The sequence below is a fragment of the Mesorhizobium sp. M0136 genome, from assembly GCF_040322515.1.
Classification (GTDB): Bacteria; Pseudomonadota; Alphaproteobacteria; order Rhizobiales; family Rhizobiaceae; genus Mesorhizobium.
On sequence record NZ_JAMYTP010000044.1, the window covers coordinates 1 to 26,759 of the forward strand.

At 60.2% G+C, this 26,759-nt stretch carries 23 protein-coding genes and 5 pseudogenes; 17 read left to right on the forward strand and 11 right to left on the reverse strand.

The genetic code is table 11. From position 1 onward, the window contains the following. The 8 genes and pseudogenes from tnpC to NKJ35_RS29745 all read right to left on the reverse strand — a co-directional run. Positions 1-1,536: IS66 family transposase (gene tnpC, locus NKJ35_RS29710; protein ID WP_352651159.1), on the reverse strand; the 1,536-nt coding region annotated here is incomplete at its 3' end. Between the two features lie 66 nt (positions 1,537-1,602). After that, positions 1,603-1,950 carry an IS66 family insertion sequence element accessory protein TnpB gene (gene tnpB / locus NKJ35_RS29715; protein ID WP_352651161.1) on the reverse strand — a complete coding sequence of 116 codons (348 nt, stop codon included), beginning with the start codon at positions 1,948-1,950 and terminating at the stop codon, positions 1,603-1,605. Then, positions 1,947-2,300 (reverse strand): IS66-like element accessory protein TnpA, encoded by a 354-nt coding sequence (gene tnpA / locus NKJ35_RS29720; protein ID WP_352651163.1) that lies wholly within the window; start codon positions 2,298-2,300, stop codon positions 1,947-1,949. The genes tnpB and tnpA overlap by 4 nt, the downstream gene beginning before the upstream one ends. 93 nt (positions 2,301-2,393) lie before the next feature. Further along, positions 2,394-2,996, reverse strand: a pseudogene (locus NKJ35_RS29725) (oxygen-independent coproporphyrinogen III oxidase); the annotation flags it as partial. A 912-nt stretch (positions 2,997-3,908) separates the two neighbouring features. Beyond that, entirely contained in the window at positions 3,909-4,286 is a 378-nt protein-coding gene (locus NKJ35_RS29730; RefSeq protein ID WP_023727262.1) for a ParB N-terminal domain-containing protein, read from the reverse strand. A gap of 486 nt (positions 4,287-4,772) precedes the next feature. Next, a complete protein-coding gene (locus NKJ35_RS29735) occupies positions 4,773-5,465 on the reverse strand; it encodes a hypothetical protein (protein ID WP_352651165.1) in 693 nt (230 codons plus the stop codon). A 243-nt stretch (positions 5,466-5,708) separates the two neighbouring features. After that, positions 5,709-5,996: a hypothetical protein gene (locus NKJ35_RS29740; protein WP_352651167.1), complete on the reverse strand. Its 288-nt coding sequence runs from the start codon at positions 5,994-5,996 to the stop codon at positions 5,709-5,711. A gap of 596 nt (positions 5,997-6,592) precedes the next feature. Next, complete coding sequence (locus NKJ35_RS29745; protein WP_352651169.1) at positions 6,593-6,871, reverse strand: hypothetical protein; 279 nt, start codon at positions 6,869-6,871, stop codon at positions 6,593-6,595. Between the two features lie 300 nt (positions 6,872-7,171). On the opposite strand from NKJ35_RS29745, the gene NKJ35_RS29750 reads away from it, so the two are divergent. From NKJ35_RS29750 to NKJ35_RS29765, 4 genes are all read left to right on the forward strand, one after another. Beyond that, a complete protein-coding gene (locus NKJ35_RS29750) occupies positions 7,172-8,827 on the forward strand; it encodes an MFS transporter (protein WP_352651171.1) in 1,656 nt (551 codons plus the stop codon). Positions 8,828-8,914: 87 nt separating this feature from the next. Continuing rightward, positions 8,915-9,406 carry a hypothetical protein gene (locus tag NKJ35_RS29755; RefSeq protein WP_352651173.1) on the forward strand — a complete coding sequence of 164 codons (492 nt, stop codon included), beginning with the start codon at positions 8,915-8,917 and terminating at the stop codon, positions 9,404-9,406. Further along, a complete protein-coding gene (locus tag NKJ35_RS29760) occupies positions 9,349-9,867 on the forward strand; it encodes an NAD(P)/FAD-dependent oxidoreductase (RefSeq protein WP_352651175.1) in 519 nt (172 codons plus the stop codon). The genes NKJ35_RS29755 and NKJ35_RS29760 overlap by 58 nt, the downstream gene beginning before the upstream one ends. A 499-nt stretch (positions 9,868-10,366) precedes the next feature. Next, positions 10,367-10,558, forward strand: a complete 192-nt coding sequence (locus tag NKJ35_RS29765) for a hypothetical protein (protein WP_023727257.1) — start codon at positions 10,367-10,369, stop codon at positions 10,556-10,558. 176 nt (positions 10,559-10,734) lie between these two features. Here NKJ35_RS29765 and hemN read toward each other — a convergent pair whose 3' ends face one another. Continuing rightward, positions 10,735-12,096, reverse strand: coding sequence for an oxygen-independent coproporphyrinogen III oxidase (hemN, locus tag NKJ35_RS29770; RefSeq protein WP_352651177.1), 1,362 nt, complete (start codon positions 12,094-12,096; stop codon positions 10,735-10,737). Between the two features lie 640 nt (positions 12,097-12,736). Here hemN and NKJ35_RS29775 point away from each other — a divergent pair. From NKJ35_RS29775 to NKJ35_RS29795, 5 genes and pseudogenes are all read left to right on the forward strand, one after another. Then, positions 12,737-12,967 carry a hypothetical protein gene (locus tag NKJ35_RS29775; RefSeq protein ID WP_352651179.1) on the forward strand — a complete coding sequence of 77 codons (231 nt, stop codon included), beginning with the start codon at positions 12,737-12,739 and terminating at the stop codon, positions 12,965-12,967. A gap of 162 nt (positions 12,968-13,129) precedes the next feature. Further along, a complete protein-coding gene (locus NKJ35_RS29780; protein ID WP_352651181.1) occupies positions 13,130-14,293 on the forward strand; it encodes a porin in 1,164 nt (387 codons plus the stop codon). 14 nt (positions 14,294-14,307) lie between these two features. Next, positions 14,308-14,514, forward strand: a pseudogene (locus tag NKJ35_RS29785) (bifunctional hydroxymethylpyrimidine kinase/phosphomethylpyrimidine kinase); the annotation flags it as partial. Between the two features lie 394 nt (positions 14,515-14,908). After that, the gene (locus tag NKJ35_RS29790) at positions 14,909-16,441 is read left to right on the forward strand and encodes a Fic family protein (RefSeq protein WP_352651183.1); all 1,533 of its coding nucleotides are present in this window, start codon (positions 14,909-14,911) and stop codon (positions 16,439-16,441) included. 24 nt (positions 16,442-16,465) lie between these two features. Beyond that, positions 16,466-16,762: a hypothetical protein gene (locus NKJ35_RS29795; RefSeq protein ID WP_352651185.1), complete on the forward strand. Its 297-nt coding sequence runs from the start codon at positions 16,466-16,468 to the stop codon at positions 16,760-16,762. On the opposite strand, the gene NKJ35_RS29800 is transcribed toward NKJ35_RS29795, so the two are convergent. After that, a complete protein-coding gene (locus tag NKJ35_RS29800; protein WP_352651187.1) occupies positions 16,750-16,995 on the reverse strand; it encodes a hypothetical protein in 246 nt (81 codons plus the stop codon). The genes NKJ35_RS29795 and NKJ35_RS29800 overlap by 13 nt on opposite strands. 8 nt (positions 16,996-17,003) lie before the next feature. Here NKJ35_RS29800 and NKJ35_RS29805 point away from each other — a divergent pair, with 8 nt between their 5' ends. The 4 genes and pseudogenes from NKJ35_RS29805 to NKJ35_RS29820 all read left to right on the forward strand — a co-directional run. Next, positions 17,004-18,104, forward strand: coding sequence for a prenyltransferase/squalene oxidase repeat-containing protein (locus NKJ35_RS29805; protein WP_352651189.1), 1,101 nt, complete (start codon positions 17,004-17,006; stop codon positions 18,102-18,104). Positions 18,105-18,401: 297 nt separating this feature from the next. Further along, positions 18,402-18,545, forward strand: a complete 144-nt coding sequence (locus NKJ35_RS29810; RefSeq protein WP_502904693.1) for an N-6 DNA methylase — start codon at positions 18,402-18,404, stop codon at positions 18,543-18,545. Positions 18,546-18,573: 28 nt separating this feature from the next. Next, positions 18,574-19,497 (forward strand): annotated as a pseudogene (locus NKJ35_RS29815) (IS256 family transposase); the annotation flags it as partial. An 811-nt stretch (positions 19,498-20,308) separates the two neighbouring features. Continuing rightward, positions 20,309-20,586 (forward strand): annotated as a pseudogene (locus tag NKJ35_RS29820) (porin); the annotation flags it as partial. A gap of 280 nt (positions 20,587-20,866) precedes the next feature. Here the strand turns inward: NKJ35_RS29820 and NKJ35_RS29825 are convergent. Next, a complete protein-coding gene (locus tag NKJ35_RS29825) occupies positions 20,867-21,055 on the reverse strand; it encodes a hypothetical protein (protein WP_352651190.1) in 189 nt (62 codons plus the stop codon). Here NKJ35_RS29825 and tdh point away from each other — a divergent pair. The 4 genes and pseudogenes from tdh to NKJ35_RS29850 all read left to right on the forward strand — a co-directional run. Further along, positions 21,045-22,079, forward strand: a complete 1,035-nt coding sequence (gene tdh / locus NKJ35_RS29830; RefSeq protein WP_352651192.1) for an L-threonine 3-dehydrogenase — start codon at positions 21,045-21,047, stop codon at positions 22,077-22,079. The two genes, NKJ35_RS29825 and tdh, sit on opposite strands and share 11 nt — an antisense overlap. A gap of 1,714 nt (positions 22,080-23,793) precedes the next feature. Next, positions 23,794-25,131: a serine hydroxymethyltransferase gene (glyA, locus tag NKJ35_RS29840; protein ID WP_352651196.1), complete on the forward strand. Its 1,338-nt coding sequence runs from the start codon at positions 23,794-23,796 to the stop codon at positions 25,129-25,131. A gap of 53 nt (positions 25,132-25,184) precedes the next feature. After that, the gene (metK, locus tag NKJ35_RS29845) at positions 25,185-26,360 is read left to right on the forward strand and encodes a methionine adenosyltransferase (protein ID WP_352651198.1); all 1,176 of its coding nucleotides are present in this window, start codon (positions 25,185-25,187) and stop codon (positions 26,358-26,360) included. Between the two features lie 110 nt (positions 26,361-26,470). Then, a pseudogene (locus tag NKJ35_RS29850) lies at positions 26,471-26,759 on the forward strand (adenosine kinase); the annotation flags it as partial.

The following is a 26,759-nucleotide window of genomic DNA, read 5'->3' on the forward strand; positions in this document are numbered from 1 at the left end:
CAGCGAAGCCGACGTCCGAAATACGGGTGCCAACGGTAATGGACCTCGACCTCCTGCCCAACATGGGCAGAATGACCCCGAGATGGCGATGCCGCGCAGGGCTCGCTCGGCTGCATTGTTGGATAGGCAGATCCGCCCATCGTCGAGGAACCGGGTGAAGGATGACCAGCGGCGCAGCATGTAGTTGAAGGCCTTGGTCAGGTCGTGCCCGCGCGAGAGCTTGTCGCGCGTCTTGATCATCCAGCGCTCGAGCTCGGTGACCAGCGGCGCGCTCCGCTCTTGGCGCACCGCGTGGCGTTGGGCCGGCGACAGGCCGTTGATCGCGCGCTCGATATCGAACAGGGCATCGATGCGCTTCACGGCATCGACCGCCAGCGGATAGACCAGGTTGGGCTTCTCGCCGTGCGCCTTCTTGCGCGCCGCCGCTTCGACATCGGCCAGCTCAAACACTTTGCGCCGGCTGTGGGCCCAGCAGCTGGCCTCCAGAACAGGCGCCGGCTGACGACCCGTCGCATAGAGATCGCCATAACCACCAAAGGCATCGGCCTGCAGAATGCCGCTCCAGCCGGCGAGATGCGCCGCGGGATGTTCGCCTCGGCGATCGCGGGAATAGTAGAACACTGCCGCCGGCGGATCGGCGCCGCCGAACGGTCGGTCATCGCGCACATAGGTCCATAATCGGCCGGTATCGGTCTTGCCCTTGGCCAGGACCGGCACCGTCGTGTCGTCGCCGTGCAGACGCGAAGCGGCCAGCACATGGGCTTCGAGCTGCTTGAACAGCGGCATCAGCGCCGCGGCGCCGGCGCCGCCCTGGTCGGCGAGCGTCGACAGGCTGAGCGGCACGCCTTCGCGGGCATAGCGTTCGGCCTGGCGGTTAAGCGGCTGATGCTGGCCGAACTTCTCGAACAGGATCATCGCCAGCAGGCCGGGACCGGCCCAGCCGCGCGGGGTGGCGTGGAAGGGCGCCGGAGCCTGGCTGATCGCCTCGCAGTCGCGGCAGGTGAACTTCTCCCGCACGTGCTGGATCACCTTCCATTGCCGCGGCACCACCTCCAGCGTCTCGGTGATATCCTCACCCAGCCTGCGCAGCCGATGACCGCCGCAGCAATGGCAAGCGGCCGGCGCCGGCTCGACCACGCGTTCGCGCGGCAGATGCTCGGGAAATGGCTGGCGCGCCGGTCGCTTGCGCATGTAAGGCGCCACCTCGGTGGTCCGGGCCGCGGCCTGTTCGGCGGCGATCTCGTCTTCCGTCGCGGTGCTCTCGAGTTCCTCGAAGGTGAGTTCCATCTGGTCGTGCAGGCGGGCTGAGCGTTCAGAACTCTGACCATGCAGCGCCCGCTGCAGCTTCCGGATCGTCAGATGCTGATGCGCGATCAGCGCCGCATCATCCGATGCCTTGGCCCTGGCGACCGCCAGTTCGGCCTCGACCAGTGCAGCGCGTGCGGCCTCGTCTTCGGCTCTGGCCAGCGCCGCGGTCAGCGCTGCTCTCAGCGCGCCAATATCGTCCGGAACAGCATCCTGGGCGGTGGCAACCATGCCCTGGAGTGAATCATAAAACGCGTCCGCTGACTCGCGGAAAATGGCGCAAACTCAAAGAAAAACTCAGCCCGCGCGCTGCGGGCGGAACGTGTGAAGCGGGTTGCGCCAATCGATCCCGTCGAGCATGTAGGCGAGCTGCGCCGGTGATATGGAAACCGTGCCGTCCGCCGGCGACGGCCATAGAAACCGGCCCTTCTCGAGCCGTTTTGCATATAGCGACATGCCGAGCCCATCATGCCAGATAATCTTGATCAGGTTGCCGTTGCGGCCGCGGAAGACATAAAGATCGCCGGCATGCGGATCCCGGCCCAACGTCTCCTGAACCTGCAGAGCGAGGCCTTGCATCCCGCGACGCATATCGGTCCGGCCGACCGCCAACCAGATCCGCACCTGGCTCGGAACCGGGATCATGAAATGCCCAGCGCCTTCACCATCGCCGCCGCCAGTGTTGGCGGCGTGGTCAGCGGAATCCGCAGCCGCACCTTGCCGGCGACCTCCAGCTCGATCACCGCTGGGGATGCCGCCGGCCGCGAAACGGCGACAGGCTCATCGGGAGCCACGACAACTTCGGCAAAGCCCGTCTCGCGGGCTCTCATCGTGCGGCGCCACTTGTAGATCAGGCTGGTCGCGACATCGTACTGACGGGCCACCGCCGCCACTGTGGCCCCGGGCGCGAATGCCGCCGCCAGTATCCGGCACTGATCCGCTTCACTCCAACGACGCCGCCGCTCCGGCCCGGTCAACAACGTCATATGGCTCATGCTGTGCTGCTAACTTCGCTCGTAAGGACGACCTTAAGAGCGCAGCCTCGCTACCGTGCCATCCTCTCGCAAGGCGGCCTTCGCCGGAGGGTATCTTTCGAAGTCCACTATTCCGTCCTTGGCCAGCATCGCCAAGCGCTCATCTGAACCGCGAAGACGGATCGGATCAGATCCGTGGGCGACACAGATTGCCGGCACGTCAGCCTCGAAATCGCACATTAATCGCTCGATGATTGCGGCTCGCACGCGGTCGTCGTCTGTGAGGCGATGGCCCTCCGATGTCGCCAGTCGGCCAGCTGCGATGTGCCGGATGTAGAAATCCCGTGTAACTTCGTTTTGAACGTACCCCTGGCCGATGCGGCCGATAGCCGACGCGCCGAAACCGATCAGGGTTCTGCAGGTATCGGCAGAGTAGCCCAACGAGTTACGTCGCAGGCGACCTGTTTCCTGTGCCAGCGCGAGCTCGTCGTGCGGCAAGGCGAAATGGTCGAGCCCGATCTCCCGGTAGCCGGCGGCAACCAGCGTCACGGCGACAGCCGCATGCTGTGCAGCGCGGGCAGCGCTGTGGGGAAGAAATTCCGCCTCGATGAGGCGCTGGTTCTTTATTTGGGATGGGATATGCGAGTAGCCGAACAAGGCAAGCCGGTCGGGGCGCATGGCGACCGCTGCCCTCGCCGTCTCGACCCACGACACCACCGCGGCAGGCGTCCCATGGTGATAACAAACCACCTTGCCGCTGAGCTCGCCTGTGTCTTTGCGTTATGCCAGTCCGTTCCGCTTAGATGTCTTGGCTGTTCCCGACGAGACCTCACGCGCACCGTTTTATTCCCACCATCCCCCCGTCAGCTCCGCCTGGGAAATTCTGCCAGCTTGCCGGATCCGACGAGATAATGCAGCGCTGGGACGGACTTTGCTCGCCAGCTAGCGACCGTGGTGATCTCTGCCAAAAGGACGAGGCCATGAACGCGATCGGCGCTAACGGTGGCGGTTTGTATAAGCCTTGGGGTGGGAACTGGGCCTTCTATGCTGGCGCCACATACAAGCTCAACGAGACAACTTCGTTCTACCTTCGGCTCTCCCGGTGACCAGCTCTCAGTAGCGTCGCGGCAAACGTTGCCTATTGGCTTCTTTTCGATTTCACAGCTACGGCCACTCCAAACTCAGCAGTCGGCAAGATGGAAGGCTCCAACGGGAACTGCCCAATGCGAACAAGAAGAGCAGTGTCGGCAGTAATCCTGCGCCTCGAACGCTCATCCTAACGCCGTGAAGCGTTGAGCTCCGAGGTTGAGCAGACCAAGCCCGCAACACGCTCCAAGAGAACGGCGCATAGAAGCCATACGAGATTGCAGCCTAGCCTCGGGGCCGGACGTTGTTTCATATCAGACGGTGGGGATGAAGCCTGCCATCCAGCACCCGGTCAGTTTCAGGTCAAACTTGAACTCCCAGTCGGGTCAGAACGCGATCAACTGGCAGTCCGGGCACTTAAAAATGACAAATGGATCGCCTGCTTTTGGGCCATCCATGGGGAATTCGGGCGCGAGAGAACAAGCTCACACAGCATAAGCGAAGCTCCAGGCGAATGTTGCGCTGGCCGAGGCAGAACCATGTTTAAAGCTGCCTGTTTTCCACCTCGAACCTGTCTGAGTCCGGCCGATCGTCATGGATCGGCCAAAGCATCGGCCAGATGGCTCCCTCAATTACGGTTTGTGCATAGTTGTCGGTGCGATAGGCCTGCCGAACATCGGCCATGATCATCATCGGCAGCATCGATTTGTGTCCAAGCCTGGCAGCGGTGGCAGTGCCGATGCGGCCCTCGTCCAGCAGCAACCGCAACGCCCCCAGTCGCCGCCCTCCGGCGACGACTTCGAACTTGGCTCCCTTCGGCGCCTTGCGGGTCACAAGGTTATGGATGAGGCCATGGGCCTCGATGGTGGCGGCCAGTTCGGCCCTACCTGCGAGCGGGATAGTGATTTCAGCGGTATTCATCGACTTGCTCGTTGTTGATTTCAGGGATTGACCTGAAGGGTTCAGGTCCCCTGAACCCCTGCCTCGCGGCGAGTAGCGGGGAGCGAGGGGGGCAAGTCCCGGGGGCGGAGGGGTCTCCCCGGTCTGCACCTAGCGAAGCGGAGGAAGATGGGGGAACCCGCCCGCGGCGGCTTGCTGGGGAGAGAGGGCCGCGCGCCTCTCTTCCCGCTACATAGGAAAGGTGCCGCTAGGCACATCCATGTCGGCGCAGCCGTGCCGCGAAGCGGCCCAAGAGAGAAGAGCGTACAAAACGGAAGCACCGAAATGCCCGCCAGCGGGACCAAGTCAGATCGGTGCAGGAGAAAGACCGTGGCCCTGAGACCGGCTCAACAGGGCGGCCGTAGGAGCATCAGCAACGCGCCGCCGTCAGGCGGGATGCGGAACGGACGGCCCCCGGCGAAGGGCGCCGTTCTCTTTGAGCTGCGACCCTGGTGAGCGCCTTCGTGCCTAAAGCTGTGCCGTCGGGCTAAGCTTCAGCTTAAGATCGTTCTGAAAAGCCGAACATGGTTCGTCGAGGTAACCCTTGAGGGAAGGATCCTTGTCGGGTTCCCTGTTTTTCGACAAAATCGCCCTGCAGAATTTATATTGCGATTTGGCGGCATCGCACTGCTGGGTGTCCGCCTTATAGCAAGCGTGGACCAAAACGGCTCCCACGTAATCATGCTCGACGTTGTTGGAAGAAAGGTGGGTCTGAATGTCTTGGAGAATGGCAACTCCATGGGACATCCCATCTGCTCCGGAGTAGGTCATTACGAGTTGACCGGGTCGTTCAAAGCCGCTTACCGAGCCGCTCCCTGCAACGTTCTCGTAGGTGCCAGACAAATCCGGGGCCGACGTGAATGTCACCTTGAAGGGGTGCCCCAGGCCGACGGGGGTGACATCCGTAAAGTCGGGACCGTAGTACACCGAGAGATACCACTCGCCCTCTGTAAGAGCGTTGGGGGCTTGCCCGAGCCCAAGGCGCTGCATGCTCTTGTCGATGACAGTCCGAAGGACGTTGGACGTGCCCTGCTGGATGCCTTCGCCGAAGCCGGTCCAGATGAAGGCGCCTACGGCCAACACAGCCACACCCAGCAGGCCGAACCTCGCACCTGTTGACTTCGTTTCACGCCCTGGCTCGATTTCCGGCTGGTCCTGCATCCGCCCCTCGCAACGCTCGTCGGGAACAACTTGGGACCCGATTATGGGCCCCAAGGGATCGGTCAGCAGGCTTCCAGATGAACTTTCTTCTTCATGTGCATTCCTCCTCGACTCAAGGGCACTTGCCGTGCGGAGCCGAACACACGCAGTATGGAGATGATAACCCGATTGCGGCTTTCAAGTGTCCTCGCATCCCCCGAGGGCGCCACCTGATCTCTCGGGCAACCTTGTTCGGCGCCGCAGTTATTGAGGCGGTCGGCTTGGAAGCAGTTCCTTATGGCCCTCATGCATAAACCAGAGCACCCGTTTGAGATGACTGCGAAGGGCCTTACGGGCGCGGATTGGCTCTTTGACCGGATCGATACCCAGTACATCCAGCGCCATCTCCTCTTCGCTGGCACTGTCGACGCAAGCGTCCATGAGCTTCAAATAGAGCTCGAAATGCTTGTCATCATATGCGGTTAGGCTTTCCGACCAGGGGACTTCCGTTGCAATGGTTGGATCAGGCGTTGGGCGCGATCTGCTTTTCATCCATGTCTCGCTTTGGCGATGAACCAGGCCCCCGTTCCGATTCAGAATATCTCCATCTAGCGCACTTTCAACAGTTCTCGGCCTTCTTTCGGACAGTGCCCAATCGTTGCATATGGTCGTGGGTTCCAAATTGGCACGCGGCTGCTCGCGACCAATACATCCTCAACTTGGCGAGGCCATGTAACGCCCGGCTGAACCAGAATGGCGCGGCTAACGCATCGCCGATTGGATCGAACCTCTTATTTTAGCTTCGCGATAATCTTGTCTGGATGCTTGCAAGCGTCCATCATGCCGCCGTACATAAGCTTAAGGATCTCGCCCATCACCGTACGAGCAGCAAACATTTCCAAACTCGATCTTGCAACTTGAGGCTTTGCGTTACTGCATAGCTGCATTGCACAAAGTGTGTTTGCGCATTGCACAACTTTTAGCCATTAAGCTTACAGCTGATGCACGCGATGGTTTCCTCCCATTCCATCGTATCAGCTGTTCCCCTCTGAAGGTTTTGACTTTACATACCTCGGTTTTCCGATGGCCCTTTTTTTGGCGGTCGCCACGTCGTTAATTGGAACGCGGCTCGATCGCCGGTTCAGCCATCAGGCTTTGGAACCCGTTCTGCCCGGCACCCCTCCCGACAACAGTCTGACCTTCGCCAGCCTTCTACGGGCAAGCATTCGCGCCAAAAGTTCAAAGCCGCGTCCGTAACATTCGACGATGAAAGCCAATGTCATCAGGTCAAGCAGAAACTCGTCGATCGCATGTGTGAGCGCATCAGACTTTTGTCCGAACTGAAGGAGCAGGGCGCGCGCGTCTTCGATCGCGGCCTGGCAATCGTCTGCATCTATCAGGGAACTGATCCTGTCAAAGATCTGCAAGCGTCCTCACTTTTCGGAAGCCACACTCAGCATCGGAACAGGGTAACGTTTCGCGAAAAATCGCTCGGCAGCGCGTCGAACGAGCATGATGCCTCAAATGACATGTGAATTCCGGCTCACCAACATGTCGTCGAAGGCGAGTGAGCCGGCCCATGTCTCGTCTCGGCCGCCAGACCACTGGTCAGGAGGAACTGTGGCCACATTCGTCGGAGACAAATGGGTCCATCTATTCTTCCAGCCGCCACGGTTCAGCCTAGATTACATGGGAAGCGACAATAACGGAAAGCAAAGGATCGCAAAATGAGTAGGGTGGCTGGATCAAACGAAGATTTGGCTGCACCAACGAACTTTGGGCCACTTCTGCAGCCCACTTTTCGCTCGATCTGGCTCGCCACGCAGGTTTCAAGCCTCGGCTGGTTGATGCAGACTGTCGCCATCAGCTGGCTGATGGCAACGATCTCGACTTCCGATCTGATGGTTGCGTTGGTTCAGGCTTCATCGAACCTGCCCGCCTTCGTCTTGTCTGTCTTCGCCGGGGCTCTCGCTGACAATTTCAGCCGGCGCCGGGTCATGTTCGCCGGTCGGTGCCTTATGGTGACTGCCTCCGCGATGCTGACCGCATCGGTGGCGCTGGGCTTTGTCAGTCCGTGGATGATCCTCGGCTTCAGCTTCTTGATCGCAAGCGGCGGTGCTCTCAATGATCCGGCCTGGCAAGCGTCGGTTGGCGATATTGTGGATCGACGAGATGTTCCCGCTGCCGTCACCCTGCTTTCTGTTGGATTCAATACCGTCCGGACTGTGGGCCCGGCGCTCGGCGGCATTGTAGTTGCCTCGTTTGGCCTTATGGCGGCATTCGCGGTGACCACGCTCACCTATTTCGTACCCTTGGCCACTATTTGGCGATGCAAGTGGAAGGTTCGCTCCTCACCGCTCCCGCGTGAATCCATGAGGACGGCGATCTATGACGGGCTGCGCTTCACGGCGATGTCATCAGAAATCAAGGCCGCGATCGCGCGCGGAACCCTCTTTGGCTTGGCGAGCATCGCCATACTCGCGCTGCTGCCGGTGGTTGTCCGCGATCAGCTGGGAGGAGGCCCGCTCGCCTATGGCGCGCTCATGGCCGGCTTCGGGACCGGAGCCGTTTTCGCTGGCCTGTCCAACAGCCTGTTCAGACGGAGCTTGTCGCAGGAGCGGCTGATGAGGCTCTCCTGCGTCGCCTGCGCGGCGTGCTCACTTTCCCTGGCACTGACAACTTCGATCGGGGTGGCGGCAATTGCACTCGCTTTGGGCGGCGCGGGCTGGGTCACCGCCTGGTCAGGGGTCGGTGTGAGCGTGCAGCTGGCAAGCCCGCGCTGGGTCGTGGGGCGCACCATCTCGATCTACTATGCTTTGATAGATGGTGGCATCGCGCTCGGCAGCTGGGTGTGGGGCACGGTGGCCGAAAACCATTCGCTGGCCCTGGCGCTGCAGGGTTCCGCTGCCTCCCTGATGTTCGTCGCTGCAGCCGGCGTTCTGTTTCCTCTTCGCGAGCGCCGCGACTCAGAGCCCGATCCTCTGGAGGAATTCGATGCCCCGGCTGTCGCTCTCAATCTGAAGCCGAGAAGCGGCCCGATCGTGGTCAAGGTCGAATATCTGATAGCCGAGAGAAATGTCGAGGCTTTCCTCGACCTCATGCGGCAGCGGCGTCATGTACACAGCCGGGTCGGTGCTCGGAATTGGACGCTCCAGCGGAACTTGCAGAAGCCTATGCATTGGACGGAAACGTTCCGCACGCCGACCTGGACGGACTACCTTCGCCTCAATCATCGTCTGACGGAAGTGGACAAGGAACTGGACGAGCGTGTCTTCCAGTTGCACGCGGGAGAGGAAGCGCCTCAGATGACACTTTCCATCGAGCGACCGACAAGCTCGGCCCGCAAGCCCGAGCACTCAGCTTTTCGCCATCCCCGTCATTGAAGCCCGGCCGGCACAGAAAACGCGATTCTTGTCTATCGCGCTCAAACCGGCGCGGGAGACGGACAATCCACCAAAATTCGATGATGGGTGGCAGAGAAGAACCCCAGGCTTGGAGAGTGCGACCGATCGGTCCCCACGGTGAAGCGGAGCCTGGGGCTACAGCGGCACGCGACTATTGCCGCGTGTCACCTTTTGAATTTAAAGTCTTCCTCAGTCCGCCTCGCTGATCCGGGCCAACGCTATCTTGAGGTTGGCATTTTGTCCCGCCAGCTCGCTGAGACGATCACGTTCGGCGGCGACCACATCCGGACTGGCGTTGGCAACGATGCACCCGCGCGGAGCGTGCTGTTGCTGGAAGCAGGAAGGCATGATCGGCCAAAGCCGGGAGAGGTGCTGCCGGCAGTAGCGAATGGGCTGCTGCGTCAGCTTGGTGTCTGGACGCCGTTCGCCGAGGCCGACTTCGTTGAAAATCGTGCGCTTGTTTCGGTGTGGGCCAATGAAGTTCCAGCGAGCGGCACGGCATGTTTTCCGCTCAAGGTGCCGGCTGGCAGCTCGACCGGACGCGATTCGACCGGCTGATGGTGCAGGCGGCCAAGGCGGCAGGTGTGGACTCGCGGTTTGGCTCGGCCGTGGGTTCGGCAGTGCGCGACGATCAAGGCTGGCTGCACAAGCTGGCCGATGAAGCTATCGTTGCCCGCGCCGTGGTTTGGGCGACCGGTCGCAGTTGGAGGCTGGCGCGATGTTTCGGCGCCAAGCTCACCATGCACGGACATCTTGCCGCCTACACACGCTTTTTCGACCGCGCACCGGGCGATTGCAGCATGGTCGTCGAGGCGCGTCCCGAAGGCTGGTGGTACAGCGCCGACTTGCGCGTGCCTCACCGATCCGGATCTGGGCAGCGAACTGCGCAAAGCCGGACATTGGTACCGCGCTTTAGCCGCAACGCAGTCCATCGCGCCGCTCGTGCCGCCCAACGCAATCGAGACCGCCAGCATGATCAAGGCGGCGGGAACCGCAACGATCGATCCCGCCGCCGGTGACCGCTGGGTCGCGGCGGGCGACTGCCTGTTCTGTGCCGATCCACTGTCATCACGCGGGATCGTGCATGCACTCCGCTCAGGGATCCTGGCGGCCTACGGGGCATCGGACATGCTGGACGGGCGTGGCGATTCGCCTGCGCCCGCTATGCAAAATCGCCACACGCGGCTTTGCCGATTAGCTCCCGGCGCTGGCTGCCCACTATGCAGCCGCCGCGCGATGGGACACGCCTTTCTCGCAGCGGCGGCGCAGCCATGTCTTCCACGCGTCTAGCATCGAAGGAGGGAGGTCAGAGGTGGTCTCGGGACGGGGTGCTCGGCATTTATGAACCGACCGAGCGCCAGCGAGTGGTCGTCGGCGGGCTCGATGGCGGCATCAGGTCAGGGAACTCGGCCTCCATGATCATCTCCGATTTAATTCAAATTTGTCTGTATATATTGACGATTGCACTACCTTCACCTCGTAGACGGCAATGCGGGCGGGTAGAGAGGGTTCTATGATATGACAAGCGATTTTTCCGCCGCCCGAGTGCATTTAGATCGAGCGTATGACTACCTTTGTGGGGATGACCCGATGAGTCAAAGGGGCCGCGAAGCCTTGGACCTGCTAATTGAGGCCGTCGCCGTCGAAGAGTTCAAGCAGCCACGCCAAAGCGCTGAGGTGCTAAGGTTTCCGATCGGGCGCCGCTGCTGAGGTAATCTCCACGGCCGCCATGTAGCCTCGCGGGTGAGGCGCTCACGGCAGGGACTCGCCGCCCCGTGAGGGCCGGGAACGAACGCATTGGCAAACGGAAAGCCCACTTGCCAGACCAGCGCCCGGCCGGCGTGGCAAGTAGGCCGGCGGTTCCAAGCGGAGACATTGATGCCGGACTATGTCGTGCTTTGCATCGCATTAAGCTGCTGCGGGATATACGTAACGCCATCCCTAAAAACATCGAATGCGGCAGCGACAGCGCGAATCCCAAAGCGATGCTCCCGCCGTACGCGGACAAAGCCGTTTTCGAAGTCCACTATCCCGTCCTTGGCCAGCATCGCCAAGCGCTCAGCCGAATCGCGAAGACGGATCGGATCAGATCCGTGGGCGACACAGATTGCCGGCACGTCAGCCTCGAAATCGCACATTAATCGCTCGATGATTGCGGCTCGCACGCGGTCGTCGTCTGTGAGGCGATGGCCCTTCGATGTCGCCAGTCGGCCAGCTGCGATGTGCTGGATGTAGGAATCCCGTGTAACTTCGTTTTGAACGTATCCCTGGCCGATGCGGCCGATAGCCGACGCGCCGAAACCGATCAGGGTTCTGCAGGTATCGGCAGAGTAGCCCAACGAGTTACGTCGCAGGCGACCTGTTTCCTGTGCCAGCGCGAGCTCGTCGTGCGGCAAGGCGAAATGGTCGAGCCCGATCTCCCGGTAGCCGGCGGCAACCAGCGTCACGGCGACAGCCGCATGCTGTTCAGCGCGGGCAGCGCTGTCGGGAAGAAATTCCGCCTCGATGAGGCGCTGATTCTTTATTTGGGATGGGATATGCGAGTAGCCGAACAAGGCAAGCCGGTCGGGGCGCATGGCGACCGCCGCCCTCACTGTTTCGACGCACGACTCCACCGTTTGACGCGGCAGGCCGTAGATGAGGTCGAAGTTGATGCGGCTTACTCCATGCCGGCGCAGCACTTCCACGGCAGCCGACGTCTGGGCCTCGCTCTGGATTCGGTCGATCGCTTTTTGAACAATGGGATCGAAGCTCTGTACGCCCAGGCTCGCGCGGTTCACGCCGGCCGCTCCCAAGCCTTCCGCCATCTCGGGCGTGAGTGTGCGTGGATCGATCTCGATGGCGACCGTAGCTGTTTTCGAGATGGCGAAGCGGCATCGCAGGAACTCCATCAGAGCGAGGAACTCGGCTGGTCCTATGAGAGACGGCGTTCCGCCGCCGAAATGCATGTCGCTCACGGGCAGCGTCTGCGGCGCTCGCTCCGAGACCAAACGGATCTCGTCACGCAGGGCCGCCAGATAGTTGAGGATCGGCGCATCATGGCGGGTGATGGTGGTGGGGAAGCCACAATACCAGCAAGCTGATCGGCAGAACGGAACGTGGAAATAGAGCGACACCGGATCGTCAGCCGGCAGGTTCCTGAGCCATTCCTCATAAGCCTCGGCGCCGACCGCCCCAGAGAACTCTGACACAGTCGGATAGATAGTGTACCAAGGCAGGCCGGCCTCGCGATATTTTGTGGTCTGCAACAGTTACCGTCCCATGCTGATAACCGCCAATCTTACCGCTGCGCTCGCCTGTGTCTTTGCGCTATGTCAGTCCGTTCCGCTTTGGGCTCGAGACTTGTATTTCTCAGCAATAGCGGCCGTTCAGTCTTGGCTGGACGGTCAGCGACTGGCCATGGCTGTTCCCGCCGCGACCCTCACGCGCACCGTTTGGTTCCACCATCCCTTCCCTTCAGCCTGCGCCTGGTCGAGTAGATTCTGCTGAGCGCGGCTGCCGCATCCAACGAGATAACACGGCGTTGGGACCAGACTTTGCTCGCCAGCTGGCGCAGCCCATAGTGATCTCTGGCATCTCGATGAGCTCGTTGTGTGAATTGCTGGCAAGAAGCATTAGCTGTGGCGCGCCGTCTATCAGGACGAGAGGCTGCTCGACGCGACCGTCAGGTCGGCCGCAATGCCAAGGCCGGCGCGCCTACTGACTCCGTGGTGGAGGCAAGGCTGCGCGTCAGCGCGTGATTACCGATCATCGCGCTCGCCAAAATGACGGCGTCGTACCGAGCGGTGCCGCCGCATGATGTCTCAACGTCGGGGCTCACAGCAGACAAAGCTGTCGCCATTGAACGAAACTGTCGCGAAGCGAACAGACGAACCGTAGCCGAAACGTTTGCCGTTCGTGCTTGGGTTGATCCGCAAGGCAAAAAGGAAGGAAGAGCGAACCAAGGCACACTTGAGCTTCAAGCCGCAGCTGCGTCGTCAGGATGGCACGTCATTTGCAGTAGAAGCCTTTGTGACGGCCCGCCCACAACTAGCGGAGATGGGGATGATTTGTACAGAAATGTTGAATGGCATCGTTTCCGCGATAGTTATATTTGCAATAACAATTGCATATTTGTAGCAATACTACGCAATCATATTCTCAATTTCTCATGAACATCTGGCATGAGAGCGCATCAAAACTGCTCAAATTCGACTCAATGCGCATCGTTATCGACTGTTTCCTTAGCAAAAATTCATTCACTGACGTCCATTCCTTTTACTCTTTGAACGGAGATCAACAATGAACATTAGGAGCCTCCTCCTCGGCTCAACTGCTGCGGCACTGATTGCCGTTTCCGACGCTCGCGCCGTGACCGCCGTTGCCGAGCCTGACCCGACTGAGTACGTTAGAATCTGCGACGTTTACGGCTCGGGCTACGTCTACATTTCAGGCACTGAGACCTGCCTGCGCATCGGCGGCTATGTCCGTTACGACGTCGGCTTGGGCCATGTCGGATTGTTTGATCACGCAAGAACCTCGGATGTGAGGTCTGGTGAGGATCAGGGCACATGGCAAAACAACACGCGCTTCACATTGAAAACTTGGACCGGCCAGGAGACCGAACTCGGCACGTTGAAGACCTACACCGAAACCCGCATGAACTTCGGTAACCGCCACACTTCGGTTTCGGACAGTTCTCGGTCCTATGCCTTCAACGGAGACAGCACCTTGACTGTCGCCTGGATTCAGCTTGGTGGCCTCCGAGTTGGTAAGGACTGGTCGGCCTTCGACACGTTTATTGGCGGCGCGGGTGACGTACTCAACCAGACGCCGGTTCCGTACGGCGCTTTCGAAACCAATGTGGTTCAGTACTACTTCGACGCCGCGAACGGCTTTTCGGCCGTGGTTTCGCTCGAAGAAGGCTCGGGCGTGGTCGGCACAATCGACAGCTACGCACCGCACGTAGTCGGCGGCTTGAAATACACACATGGCTGGGGCGCGATCACCGGCGTTGCCGCTTATGAGAGCAACTACGAATCGGTGGCCGCCAAGGTCCGTGTCGACATCAATGTCACCAACGAACTGTTGCTGTTCGGAATGCTCGGCTACGGTTCCAACGGCAAGCTCAACGACGACTCCACGAACGCCATCGACGCTCATGGTCGCGGCTTCTATAAGAGTTGGGGCGGGAACTGGGCTTTCTGGGCTGGCGCCACTTACAAGCTCAACGAGACAACTTCGTTCAACCTTCAGCTCTCCGGTGATCAGCTCAAGAACCATGGTGTCGCTGCAAACGTCGCCTATGCGTTTCTTCCAGATTTCACAGTTACGGCGGAACTCGACTATGGCCGATACGGTAACTTCGCCGTCGGCAAGGTGGACGGCGCTTCCAACATGAATTGGACCAACGCCAACAAGAAGAGCAGTGTCGGCGGAATCTTGCGTTTCGAACGCTCATTCTAACGGATGAAAGGGCGCTGAGGCAGGCATCGCATGTACTTGTCGTCGGCGGATCGGACTCCAGTGGGGGTGCCGGAATCGCGCGCGATATCGAGACGCTCTCCTCCATGGGCGTGCGCAGCTGCCTTGCCGTCACTGCGGTGACGGCGCAAACACACGACAGCGTCACGGACATCCTTCATCTGCAACCCGGTCTGGTGGCCGACCAGATGCGTGCAGCGATCTCACGGGCGTCGCGGCGTAGTGGGCGCGGGCGCGGCCGTGATGATCGTGGCGGGAGGGAGAGGTAAGGAGCGAGAATTCGCGTTTACGGGTACCCACGATGCACAACGGGCGAGTTTTTCAAAGAGGCGCGTCCTCCTTCGAAGCGCTTCGGAGGGCCAGGCTCTAGGCTCGCCCCGAGCCCTTGCGTAGCCTGCGGGGGAGCTGGGTCTCGGCCCATCCGGGTAACGATCCTTCGCGCGGCTATGGAAACGATCGCATTTGCCGGTTATCGCATAAAAAACTTGTTATCGCACGACTAAAAAAACTTGCAACTCCACAGCATCATTGACTTGTCGCCTATCAGCACTATGTACTTGTAATCGCACAGCTCTAAAAACTTGCAAAGGCACGGCCATGGCCAAGCCCCATGAAAAACTCGCTGTATCACTGGCCGTCCTCAAAGAGCTGCAGGAGGGTGGGCGGCGCATATTCAAATCAGATGAGCTGACCCGCGTCCACCGGGAGCGGCTGCTGCAGAACGGGTTCCTGCGCGATGTTATCAAAGGCTGGCTCATGTCGACCGGCCCGCAGGGACGGCAGCAAGACACCACCCCTTGGTACGCGAGCTTCTGGGAGTTCTGCTCCCTTTACTGCAATGACCGGTTCGGCAAGGACTGGTTCCTCTCACCGGAGCAGTCGCTGCTTCTGCACGCGGAAGCGCCCACTATTCCGCCTCAGGTGGTGGTGAACACCCCCAAAGGCACGAATAACAAAATCGACCTGCTGTTCGGCACTTCGCTCTATGACCTCAAGGTCAAGGAGATGCCGGCCGAACTGACAGAGAAAAACGGCCAGCGCGTGTTCACTGTCGAGGCCGCCCTTACCCGGGTGCCGGAAGCGTTCTTCCAGCGCGCCCCTATCGAGATGCAGATCGCCATGGCGTCGGTGCGCGACGTATCAACCGTTCTGGCCCTGCTGCTTGATGGCGGCCATTCCGCCGTGGCGGGACGGCTTGCGGGGGCCTTCCGTCGCGTAGGACGCGACTCCTTTGCCGATGAAATCGTGGCCGCCTTCAAAGCCGCCGGCTATGACGTGCGCGAATCCGATCCGTTCGCGGGACAAATTGGAGTGACAACTATTGCGGCGGGCGTATCGCCGTTGGTCGCCCGCCTGCGCGCGATCTGGCAATCGCAGCGCGAAGCCATCATCGAGATATTCCCGAAGGCACCCGGACTGCCGTCCGACAAAGACGCCTATATGAAGTTCGTCGAGGATATCTACGAAAGCGACGCCTACCATTCGCTGTCGATAGAAGGGTACAGCGTCACCCCGGAACTCATCGACCGGGTGCGCGAGGGGAGCTGGAATCCGGAGATTGATGAAGAGGACCGCAAGAACCGGGATGCGCTTGCCGCGCGTGGCTACTACCTCGCATTCCAGAAGGTCAAAGACTCTGTTGCCGCGATCATCAACGGCAAGCCAGCCGGCGCGTTGACGCGGGACACTCACCGGGAGTGGTACCGGGAGCTGTTCGCGCCGTCAGTGACCGCCGGCATCCTCAAAGCCAGCGCGCTTGCGGGATATCGCAATCACCCTGTGTACCTGCGCGGCTCGCAGCACGTGCCGCCGCGTACCGAAGCGGTGGCCGACGGTATGAATGAGCTGTTCGACCTGCTGGAGGCGGAGAAGGAGGCCTCCGTGCGTGCCGTGCTGGGGCATTGGCTTGTGGGCTATGTGCACCCCTATCCGGACGGCAACGGACGGATGGCGCGGTTCCTCATGAACGCGATGCTGGCTTCAGGCGGTTACCCCTGGACAGTCGTCAGAGTCGATGACCGGAAGGCCTACCTCGCAGGGCTGGAGGAGGCGAGCGGCAATATGAATGTGAAATCATTCGCCGCCTTTCTCGCCGAACGGGTGAAGTGGTCTATGGAAAAGGCGGCGTGAGGTCGGTGGTGTGCTATGTTTAACTTGCTTGTCTCGGGCCACGGCGAGTGGTGGGAAACGCCGCCGTTCACGTCAACCATTGACCGGTTCAAGGAATATAGCGGCGCCGAGGCCGAGGCTATCGACCTTGCGCGCCCTGAAACATTGCGCCGGCTGGAGGAAATCCCGGCGCTGTTGATGTACGAAGTCGGGGCGGCAGGCCCGCACGCGCGCGTGGTCCGGCACGGCCGCATACGCAATATCGTTCGGCGCGGACACGAACTGGCCTTCACCTTCGAGCCGATCCGGAACATGCCTTTCTCGACCGGTCAGCGGCGTTGAGAATTGCGGACCGGCTGGGCATTCAACAGTTCGAACAGCACCGTACGCACTGGGCGATCAAGGATGGTGACATTCCGGCCGAGCTGATTGCCACCGGTACCGCTGAACGGGCGCAGCGCACCGTTGCCGTGGTTGCGGCAGAATATGTAGAAGCGCGCCGCGAGGGACGAAGGAGAGAAGCTGCCGAACTGGCGAAGAACTGGAGGATTTTCCTCCCTCGCTGGAGAAAGCACTGTCGCTCGTGCCGGCGCGTATCCTTCAGCAGCCGACACCCGAATTATACCCGATCCTTGGGATAGAGCCCCGCACGCCCGAAGGCCGCAACGCCGTCGTGGCCGTCGTCGCAAGGGATCACAATGGGCAGGACTTGCCTGCCGACTGGTCTTATTCGCTGGCGTGGTTCCTGGACCTTTACGGCAGCGCGACGGAAGCGGGGCGCCTTGACGGCGCGCTGGCCGAATGCGCAACGCATATGATCGCGCTCGGCACTGGCGAGGGAGAAGCTGCCGCCCTAGTTGAAGATATCGGCTACGCACTCTGGCGCTGTTCGCGAAGCCCGAAACTTATCGGCGATCTGCGCCGGGAAATTGCGGTCCTGACTGATCGCCTCGTGCGCCGCCAGGAGGGTGGGGGCTACTGGAATGAAACTAGAGAAGGGGTTCCCCGGCCCGGCCTGCGCGCCACGGCCCTTGCGACAGTCGCCCTTCAGCGGCTTGGCGATGACCGCTACCACGACGCAATTCGGAAAGCCGTGTCATGGCTGATCACACAAGTTATTCCTGACACAGGCGCGCTTCCGCGCGACGCGGGCGACGACGATCCCGAGGTCATCGCCACGACACTCGCGATGGAGGCTATTCGCCGGTCTGATTTTGTCGATGACGTGCCCCACGTGCTGGCGGCTGGAGATGCCTGGCTGGTCTCCGGTCAGACCGTGCTGGGAGGCTGGCAGGCAGAGCCGTGGGCAGAGGATTTTGTCGCGGCCTTGGTGCTTGAATATCTCGCGCGCCAAAACGAGATGCTGCCGCAGGTCGATGGCTTTCTCCTGATGGCGCGCGACTTCTTCCGCAAGGCAGAAGAGCTGCAGCTGGAAGGCGGCGCCAATAATCGGCGGCTTGCTGCCATAGCGACCGTGCATGCTGTGGAAATGTTCCTCTATGGGCTGTTTGAGCGGCGGGAAGATTTGGCGCTGTCAGCCTTCCGCGAAAACGGCACTGAGACGCTCGGCCCCCGGGAAGCGCTCGGCGCTCTGCAGGCTGCGTTGCAACGGATCGGGGTGCTGCACGCGCCGCAACGGCTGTCCCACCGCCGACAATCTGAGTGCGTTGGTCGGGCGGCGTGATGGGATTATCCATCGCGCTCACGAAATTAGCGAAGCGGAACTCAGAGACGGGATGAAGCATGCCCGGCGCTCTATCGAAAAGTATGCCCGGTCGCTGCTCGACTTGAACCTGTTGCAGTGAATGTACGTGATTGAGGGGGATGATGAAAAGAAGCGATATTCCAAAGGATGTTATGGCGGCTATTCCGCAAGGCCGCGGAAGAATATGGGGGCAGCGATGCCCCGGCGACATGGCCCCGGATGTGCTGATGACCGGACGTTACCAGTTCGGCAGCAGCGAGCGCCGATGGCGACGATATTCTCGGCGATGCCTACGAATATCTGATGCGCCATTTCGCGACTGAGAGCGGAAAGAGCAAAGGCCAGTTCTACACCCCCGCCCAAGTCAGCCGCATCATGGCGCAGATCATAGGCATTCGGTCCGCCAAGACCAGCGGCTGATAGGTGTGGCGGCGAACATCTTGCCATGCTCAGGAAGTGCTCCTATTTCCCCGGTTTCCTAGAACCGCGCCGCATGGCCGAGAAGGCGCTGACCGCCGTCATCCAGGAGGCCTACGTCCAGGGGATCTCGACCCGCTCGGTCGACGACCTGATCAAGGCCATGGGCATGAGCGGCATCTCCAAAAGCCAGGTCAGCCGGCTGTGCGAAGAGATCGACGGCAAGGTCAAAGCGTTCCTTGAAAGACCCATCGAGGGCGACTGGCCATATCTGTGGATCGACGCCACCTACCTGAAGGTGCGCCGCGGCGGCCGCATCGTCTCGGTCGCCGTCATCATCGCTGTCGGCGTCAACGCGGACGGCCGGCGCGAGGTGCTGGGCATGGAGGTCGGCACGTCTGAGGCCGAGCCGATCTGGACGGAGTTCTTGCGCAAGCTGACCCGCTGCGGCCTGCGCGGCGTCAAGCTCGTCGTCTCCGATGCCTATGAAGGCATCAAGGCGGCCGTCACCAAGGTGCTGTGCGCGACATGGCAGAGGTGCCGCGTCCACTTCATGAGGAACGTGCTGGCCCATGCCGGCAAGAGCGGGCGCCGCGTCGTCTCCGCTTTCATCGCCGCCGCCTTCGCCCAGGAAACGCCCGAGGCCGCAAGCACGCAAAACAATCATGGACGACGCCGAGCCCGACGTGCTTGCCTACATGACTTTCCCCAAGGAGCACCGCGCCAAGCTGCACTCGACCAACCCGATCGAGCGCCTCAACGGCGAGATCAAGCGGCGCACCGAGGTCATCGGCATCTTCCCAAATGATGACGCCATCGTCCGCCTGGTTGGCGCGATCTTTGCTCGAACAGAACGACGAATGGCCCCGTGCAGCGCGCCAGGTACATGACGCTGGAAACCATCAGCCAAATGAGCGATGATGCGCTCATCAGCCTGCCAGCCGTGGCACGCTGATCAGCCCGGTCCCATGCCGGAGAGCGCGGCGACCAAGCCGTCAGTTACACCACTCCCTTTGACACGATCTTATCGACTCGAACTGCCGCCGAACTCCGTGCGGAGAGGCATCGCGAAGCCGACGGTGAACCATGGTTGCTCCGCGTCGCGCAGCAACTTGGAACCGCGAGCGCAACTGTCGGGAAGGCTGCGCGTTCAGCGCGTGATTATCGACCATCGCGTTCGCCAAAATGACGGCGTCGCACCGAGCGGTGCCGCCGCATGATGTCTCAACGTCGGGGCTCACAGCAAACAAAGCTGTCGCCATTGAACGAAACTGTCGCGAAGCGAACCGACGAACCGTAGCCGAAACGTCTGCCGTTCGTGCTTGGGTTGATCCGCAAGCAAAAAAGCAAGGAAGCGCGAACCAAGGTCCGCCGGCACACTTGAGCTTCAAGCCGCAGCTGGGTCGTCAGAATGGCACGTCATATGCAATAGAAGCCTTTGTGACGCCCCGCCCACAACTAGCGGAGATGACGGCGATGATTTGTACAGAAATGTTGAATGGCGTCATTTCTGAGATAATTATATTTGTAACTACAATTGCATACTTGTAAAAAATGATACCCAATCATACGCAATTTCTCTTGAATATCTGGCACGACGAGCGCATAAAAACCGCTCAAATTCAATTCAATTCGCATCGTTATCGAATGTTTACTTAGCAAGAATTCATTCACTGACCGTCCATTCCTTTTACTCTTTGAACGGAGATCAACAATGAACATTAGGAGCCTCCTCCTCGGCTCAACTGCGGCACTGATTGCCGTTCAACCAGACGCCGGTTCCGTACGGCGCTTTCGATACCAATGTGGTTCAGTACTACTTCGACGCCGGGAACGGCTTTTCGGCCGTGGTTTCGCTCGAAGAAGGCTCGGGCGTGGTCGGCACAATCGAGAGCTACGCTCCGACGTAGTCGGCGGCTGGAAATACACACATGGCTGGGGCGCGATCACCGGCGTTGCCGCTTATGATAGCAACTACGAATCGGTGGCCGCCAAGGTCCGTGTCGACATCAATGTCACCAACGAACTGTTGCTGTTCGGAATGTTCAGGCGATATTCATCGCTCGATTATGTGTTTTTGATCTATAGCTCTTTCATTTCCCTCATGGCCTCCGCAGCTTGACGGACCCTGCCATCCAGAAGCACCCGGCCAGGTTCAGGTCCGAACTTGAAGTCCCAGTCGGGTCAGGACGTGTTCAACTTGTTGAGCGTTTGTGGGGGTGCGGGCCCGACGAACTTGAAAATCCGCAAATGGATCGCCTCCGTTCAGCCATCCCCGCGGAAATTCGGGCGCGAGAGAACAAGGTCCAGAGCATAAGCGAGGCTCAAAGGGCCAGACGCGCATCCGCACGCAAATGTCGGCCGCTCATTCCAGCGCCGATATCGACCGTGCGGTCGAGGCGTTCGGCGCGATCGGGCGCGAACTCGGTGTGATTTCCTGAACGGCCGGAACAGAAAAGCGATTTCGGATCATTCGGATCAAGAGATTCAAGGGACAAAAGAATGTCGAACATGATGAAGGCGCTGGTCAAGGCCAAGGCCGAGCCGGGCATCTGGATGGAAGAGGTGCCGGTGCCGGAAATCGGCCCGAACGACGTTCTGATCAAGATCAGGAAGACAGCGATCTGCGGTACCGACGTTCACATCTACAATTGGGACCAGTGGGCGCAAAAGACCGTGCCGGTGCCGATGGTGACCGGCCACGAGTTCGTCGGCACGGTCGCCGACTTCGGCGCGGCGGTCGCCGAATACAAGATCGGCCAGCGTGTTTCGGGCGAAGGCCATATCGTCTGCGGCCATTGCCGCAACTGCCGGGCCGGCAGGGGGCATCTGTGCCGCAACACGCTCGGCGTCGGCGTCAACAGGCCGGGTGCCTTCGGCGAATATCTGGCGATCCCGCAGCACAATGTCGTGCCGATCCCCGACGACGTGCCCGACGAGATCGCCGCAATCTTCGATCCCTTAGGCAATGCCGTGCACACGGCACTGTCCTTCGATCTCGTCGGCGAGGACGTGCTGGTCACCGGCGCCGGGCCGATCGGCATCATGGGTGCGCTGGTGGCGCAGTGCGTCGGCGCGCGAAAAGTGGTCATCACCGACATCAACCCGGTGCGGCTGGCGCTGGCGAAAAAGCTCGGCGTCCAGCATGTCGTCGATGCGTCGAAGGAAAAGCTGCGCGATATCATGCCGGCGCTCGGTATGACCGAAGGTTTTGACGTCGGCCTCGAAATGTCGGGCGCAGCCCCTGCTTTCCGCGACATGATCGACACCATGAACAATGGCGGCAAGATCGCCATCCTCGGCATCGCGCCGACCGGCTTCGAGATCGACTGGAACAAGGTCATCTTCAAGATGCTGCATCTCAAGGGCATCTATGGCCGCGAAATGTTCGAGACCTGGTACAAGATGATCGCGCTAGTGCAGGGCCCGCTCGACGTCAGCGGCCTGATCACCCGCCGCATTGGCATCGACGACTTCCAGACCGGGTTCGACGCGATGCGCAGCGGCAATTCGAGCAAGGTGGTGATGGACTGGTAAGCGCCTAATCCTGCCCAGGGCCTCCTTGAGCGCACTCAATCCATTTGTGATCGCGGTGCGCTCACCAGCGCTGAGTTTTGCCAGCAATTCCCGCTCGAACGCCTTTGGCAGCGGCACCATCTCGCGATAGGCGGCAAGGCCCGCTCCAGTCAGCGTCAGGTGCTCGATGCGGGGCCTCTTTCATCGGGTTTTCGCGTGAGTCAGCCGAGACGGAGAAGCATGCGACCTTCTCGGAAATTCGACTGCTCCGGAAACGCGAATGCGCCATCGTCTTTATCATGTTCGCAGGCGGAGTATGACCGCGCGACGCGCTGCTGCGGCGACTGCACGAGCGATTGATCGTCGAGGCGGATACTGGAAAATATTACCACTCTGCGGACGAATGTTTCCGTGCCCCGCACGGCGGGATCGCACCGCCAGCGCTGGTTTACGGTCGTCGGTCCTGATACTGAACTGATGGCTAGCGCGCAAACTTTGGCTATCGATGCCGCGTATTCGGTTGCGGCTGGACAGCCGGGCATAAGCGTTTCGGAGAATATCAAAGGGGATTTTGTATCGAACTAGCTGCCTTTGGCATCGGCCGTGATCCAGGCTATTTTCCAAAATGCACGTTGCACTACTCTTTTTTCGTCATTTGTTTGCTCGCCACCAAGCCAATCGCAGACGTGCTTCCTTTGCGCATGAAGTCAGTTGTAAGGGTCGAAATTGTAGCCAGGCGAGTTCAGCTTTGCATAAGATCCCCAGCTGCACGGCGTTCGATCTCATAAAGGGAACAATGTGCTACGCGCATTCGACTGCCGAACCCGTTCGCTCCAACTGGCAACCGTTGAATAGCCAGCTCATCGCGGTCGCCGCTTTTTGGCCGGAGCTGTTGATGCCGTGGAGAGAGTGTCGGTGATGGAGGAACGGCTACGCTTCGTGGCCCGTCTTTTGGACGGCGAAGGCATGAGCGATGTGTGCCGGGAGCAAGAGCGGGTTGGGCAAACGTTGCAACAGATCCTTCAAGCAAATTCATAGACTCTTAGCAACTCCAGTTCGCTGTGAATGGTAGGCTTATTGCAACGTCTGAGATCAGTGGGGTCAAAAACGTTGCGCCGCTTTTCTCCGACCCGCCGAACTGCGAGCAATTTCGGCTAAGGCAATGGCAAGAAGAGCGCCCATCTTGGTTGTTCGAACACAGCATTTTCGGCTCAACAGTATCTTCACGGCCACCGTGATTGTCATGTCGGTGGGCAACCAGCCATATAATTTGGTTCGAAAGCTGCAACATCTGTGGAGAACGCGAAATGACAAATTCAGTAGGACGAGTGCCCAGGTTTTTCCATGTGGCTTGATCCTGACCAATGATGACACTGCACGGTGGCGCATTTTGATCGCCTTCGAATCCTGGGCCTTTGCGCGCATGCGGACCTAACTGTCTGCGAGCTAGCGGAGATTCTGGGCGTGCGTCGCGAGCGGGTGGTGCGACACGTCCGGCTGCTCGCCAGAGCCGACTTTCTTTGCTGCAATGAACAACCCCCGTGGCGCTCGTACCATCTCAAAGCAGGAGGCAACGACGGTGGGCTGGTTCAATTATTGGTCGATCTCCTGCCCCAAGGCGAGGGCCATCATAAACGGGACCTGCAGCGGCTCGAAGCGGTACGAGACACGCGGCCCAAGGGGACCGCATGCTTGACCGTGAAATAGATCAATCCAATTGGAGCGCGAAGCTACCATGGACAACTCCGCCGACGGCGCCATCGCGCAGCCCGACACCTACGGGCGGTCTTCCTTGGCCGCAGTTGATTGCCGCGTTCACGAGCTGCTTCAGAGACAGGAGCGGCAGGAGCGGACGACCCTCAAACTCATCGCATCTGAGAACTTTGCGTCCTCGGCCGTGCTGGAAGCGAACGGCTCGATTTTCACGAACAAGTACGCCGAGGGGTACCCCGGTGCGCGCTACTATGCCGGAAACGAGATCGTTGATGAGCTTGAGAACCTAGCCATTGAGCGCTTGAAGACACTATTTGGCAGCGAGCATGCCAACGTCCAGCCTTATTCCGGCTCGCCGGCCAACCAGGCTGTCTATCGTGCGCTTTTGAGCCCCGGTGACAAAGTCATGGGCTTGCCCCTTCCGGAAGGGGGCCATCTGACTCATGGTTGGGCCATCAACTTTTCCGGAACTGACTATCAACGCGTCCCCTATGGACTAGATGAAAAGACACAGCAGATTGACTATGACCGCTTGCGCGAGACAGCCAAGCGCGAACGGCCGCGGCTCATTTGGGTCGGCGGAACTGCTTACCCGCGTGTCTTTGACTACGCGGCAATCGCAGAAATCGCCCTGGAAGCGAACTCCTATCTCGTAGCCGACATTGCGCACATCGTTGGCCTGATTGCCGCGGGAGCGCACCCGAATCCCGTGCGCCATTGCGACGTGGTCAGCAGCACGTCACACAAGTCGATCCGCGGTCCCCGCGGTGGTTTCATTTTGTCCAGGAACGAAGATCGCTATCAGGCCCTGTATCATCCAAAGAGCAAATACAATCTCGCCAGACGAATAGATCGGGCGGTCTTCCCTCACCTGCAAGGTGGGCCCCACATGAATGTCATCGCTGCGCTAGCTGTTGCCTTGCACGAAGCCGCGAACCCGTCCTTCCGAAGTTACGGCCAACAGACCGTCAAGAATGCCAAGGCTCTGGCCCAGGCACTGCTCGAGCGAGGTTATGACCTGGTTACCGGGGGGACGGACAATCACATGCTCATTCTTGATCTGCGCGATCGACCGCTATCGGGCAAGGCCTATGCCGAGCGACTAGCAAAGGCAGGCATCATCACAAACTTTAATATGGTGCCTGGCGACCCGCGGGATCCGGCGGTCACAAGTGGAATTCGCCTGGGGGCGCCAGCAGTGACGTCAATGGGCATGCGCGATGTGGAAATGGTGCAAATTGCTGGCTTCATTGACTCCGTCCTCCGGCGGCCAGACGACGAAGATCTCCATGCCTGCGTGCGAAGAGACGTTGCCGACTTGTGCGCTGCGTTCGAAGTCCCGGGCATCACCAAGAGGTAAGGTGGGCTAAGCAAAGGCCCCATACAACTCCAACACCCGAAGCGAGGCATTTCATGGCTAGGCAGTTCGTGTTCTCTTCCGAATCGGTTGGCGCGGGACACCCGGATAAGTTGGCCGACAACATCTCGGATGCCATCCTCGATGCCATCCTCCGCACCGATCCCAAGGCGCGCGTCGCCTGTGAAGCGTTGGTAAAATCAGGGATAGTCGTTCTGGCTGGCGAGATTACCAGCGATGCGCGGGTGGATTATAGCCAAGTTGCGCGCGATACGATTCTCGATATTGGATACGACGATGAGGCCGTCGGCTTTGACGGCCGGCGTTGCTCCGTCGTTCATGCACTCACCGAGCAATCGCCCGACATTAGCCAGGGCGTTGACGAGGGACGAGGGCAGGACCTCCAGCAGGGAGCGGGAGATCAGGGCCTCATGTTCGGCTACGCATGCCGCGAAACCGATACCTTGATGCCTTTGCCGATCCAGCTCGCTCATCGCTTGACGAAACGACAGGCAGATGTCCGGAAAGCACGACAGCTTGGCTGGTTGCGTCCTGACATGAAATCCCAAGTCTCAGTGCGCTATGAGGGGTTGCGCCCGGTCGCCCTGGATACCATCGTCGTATCGACCCAACATGACGAGCAGGTCTCGCAAGAGACGGTCCGCGAGGGCGTCATTGAGGAAATCATAAAGCCTGTCCTGCCGACCCACCTGGACACGGAAGGCATCAGAATTCTGGTCAACCCGACGGGGAGGTTCGTAGTCGGCGGGCCGCGCGGCGACTGCGGTCTGACTGGACGCAAGATCATCGTCGATTCGTATGGTGGGATGGGTCGTCACGGCGGCGGCGCTTTTTCGGGCAAGGACCCGTCCAAGGTTGACCGCTCAGCTGCCTATGCGGCCCGGTATGTCGCAAAGAATATCGTCGCTAGCGGACTTGCGGACGTCTGCGAGGTGCAGCTTGCTTACGCAATCGGCGTGGCCAGTCCGGTTTCTGTCATGGTCAACACGTTCGGGACAGCGAGGGTTGAGGAAAGAAGGATCGAGCGCCTCATTCTTGAGTTGTTTGATCTCAGACCGAAGGGCATTATCAAGATGCTTGATCTCTTACGCCCTATATACCGCAAGACCGCGACCTATGGCCATTTCGGCCGTGAAGAGCCTGACTTCACCTGGGAGAAGACAGACAGGGCCGACGAATTGCGTCGCGAGGCAGGACTTGCCGCCCCGTGAGGGGCTGGCGCCGAACGGATTGGCAAGCGGAAAGCCCATTCCCACTGGCCAGACCCGCCCGCGGCCGGCATGCCAGAAAGCCGGTGGGTTTTTTGGCGGAGACATGAATTATGCCGGACTATGACGTGCTTTGTATCGGTAATGCCATCGTCGACATCATCGCCCAGTGCGACGAGGCATTTCTGGAAACCAACGGCATCATCAAGGGCGCGATGAACCTGATCGACACGAGGCGCGCCGAACTGCTCTACAGCCGCATGGGCCCGGCCATTGAAGCCTCGGGCGGCAGCGCCGGCAACACGGCGGCGGGCGTCGCCTCCTTCGGCGGCCGCGCCGCCTTCTTCGGCAAGGTCTCCAACGACGCGCTCGGCGAAATCTACGCGCATGACATCCATGCCC

Bases quoted from the DNA above. Each gene is read 5' to 3' on its own strand.
- NKJ35_RS29790 (WP_352651183.1), top strand. From the start codon at position 14,909: ATGGCCAAGCCCCATGAAAAACTCGCTGTATCACTGGCCGTCCTCAAA.
- NKJ35_RS29750 (WP_352651171.1), top strand. From the start codon at position 7,172: ATGAGTAGGGTGGCTGGATCAAACGAAGATTTGGCTGCACCAACGAAC.
- tdh (WP_352651192.1), top strand. From the start codon at position 21,045: ATGTCGAACATGATGAAGGCGCTGGTCAAGGCCAAGGCCGAGCCGGGC.
- NKJ35_RS29825 (WP_352651190.1), bottom strand. From the start codon at position 21,055: ATGTTCGACATTCTTTTGTCCCTTGAATCTCTTGATCCGAATGATCCG.
- NKJ35_RS29740 (WP_352651167.1), bottom strand. From the start codon at position 5,996: ATGAAAAGCAGATCGCGCCCAACGCCTGATCCAACCATTGCAACGGAA.
- NKJ35_RS29780 (WP_352651181.1), top strand. From the start codon at position 13,130: ATGAACATTAGGAGCCTCCTCCTCGGCTCAACTGCTGCGGCACTGATT.
- metK (WP_352651198.1), top strand. From the start codon at position 25,185: ATGGCTAGGCAGTTCGTGTTCTCTTCCGAATCGGTTGGCGCGGGACAC.
- tnpA (WP_352651163.1), bottom strand. From the start codon at position 2,300: ATGAGCCATATGACGTTGTTGACCGGGCCGGAGCGGCGGCGTCGTTGG.
- NKJ35_RS29765 (WP_023727257.1), top strand. From the start codon at position 10,367: ATGACAAGCGATTTTTCCGCCGCCCGAGTGCATTTAGATCGAGCGTAT.
- glyA (WP_352651196.1), top strand. From the start codon at position 23,794: ATGGACAACTCCGCCGACGGCGCCATCGCGCAGCCCGACACCTACGGG.
- tnpB (WP_352651161.1), bottom strand. From the start codon at position 1,950: ATGATCCCGGTTCCGAGCCAGGTGCGGATCTGGTTGGCGGTCGGCCGG.
- NKJ35_RS29760 (WP_352651175.1), top strand. From the start codon at position 9,349: ATGTTTTCCGCTCAAGGTGCCGGCTGGCAGCTCGACCGGACGCGATTC.
- NKJ35_RS29735 (WP_352651165.1), bottom strand. From the start codon at position 5,465: ATGCAGGACCAGCCGGAAATCGAGCCAGGGCGTGAAACGAAGTCAACA.
- NKJ35_RS29730 (WP_023727262.1), bottom strand. From the start codon at position 4,286: ATGAATACCGCTGAAATCACTATCCCGCTCGCAGGTAGGGCCGAACTG.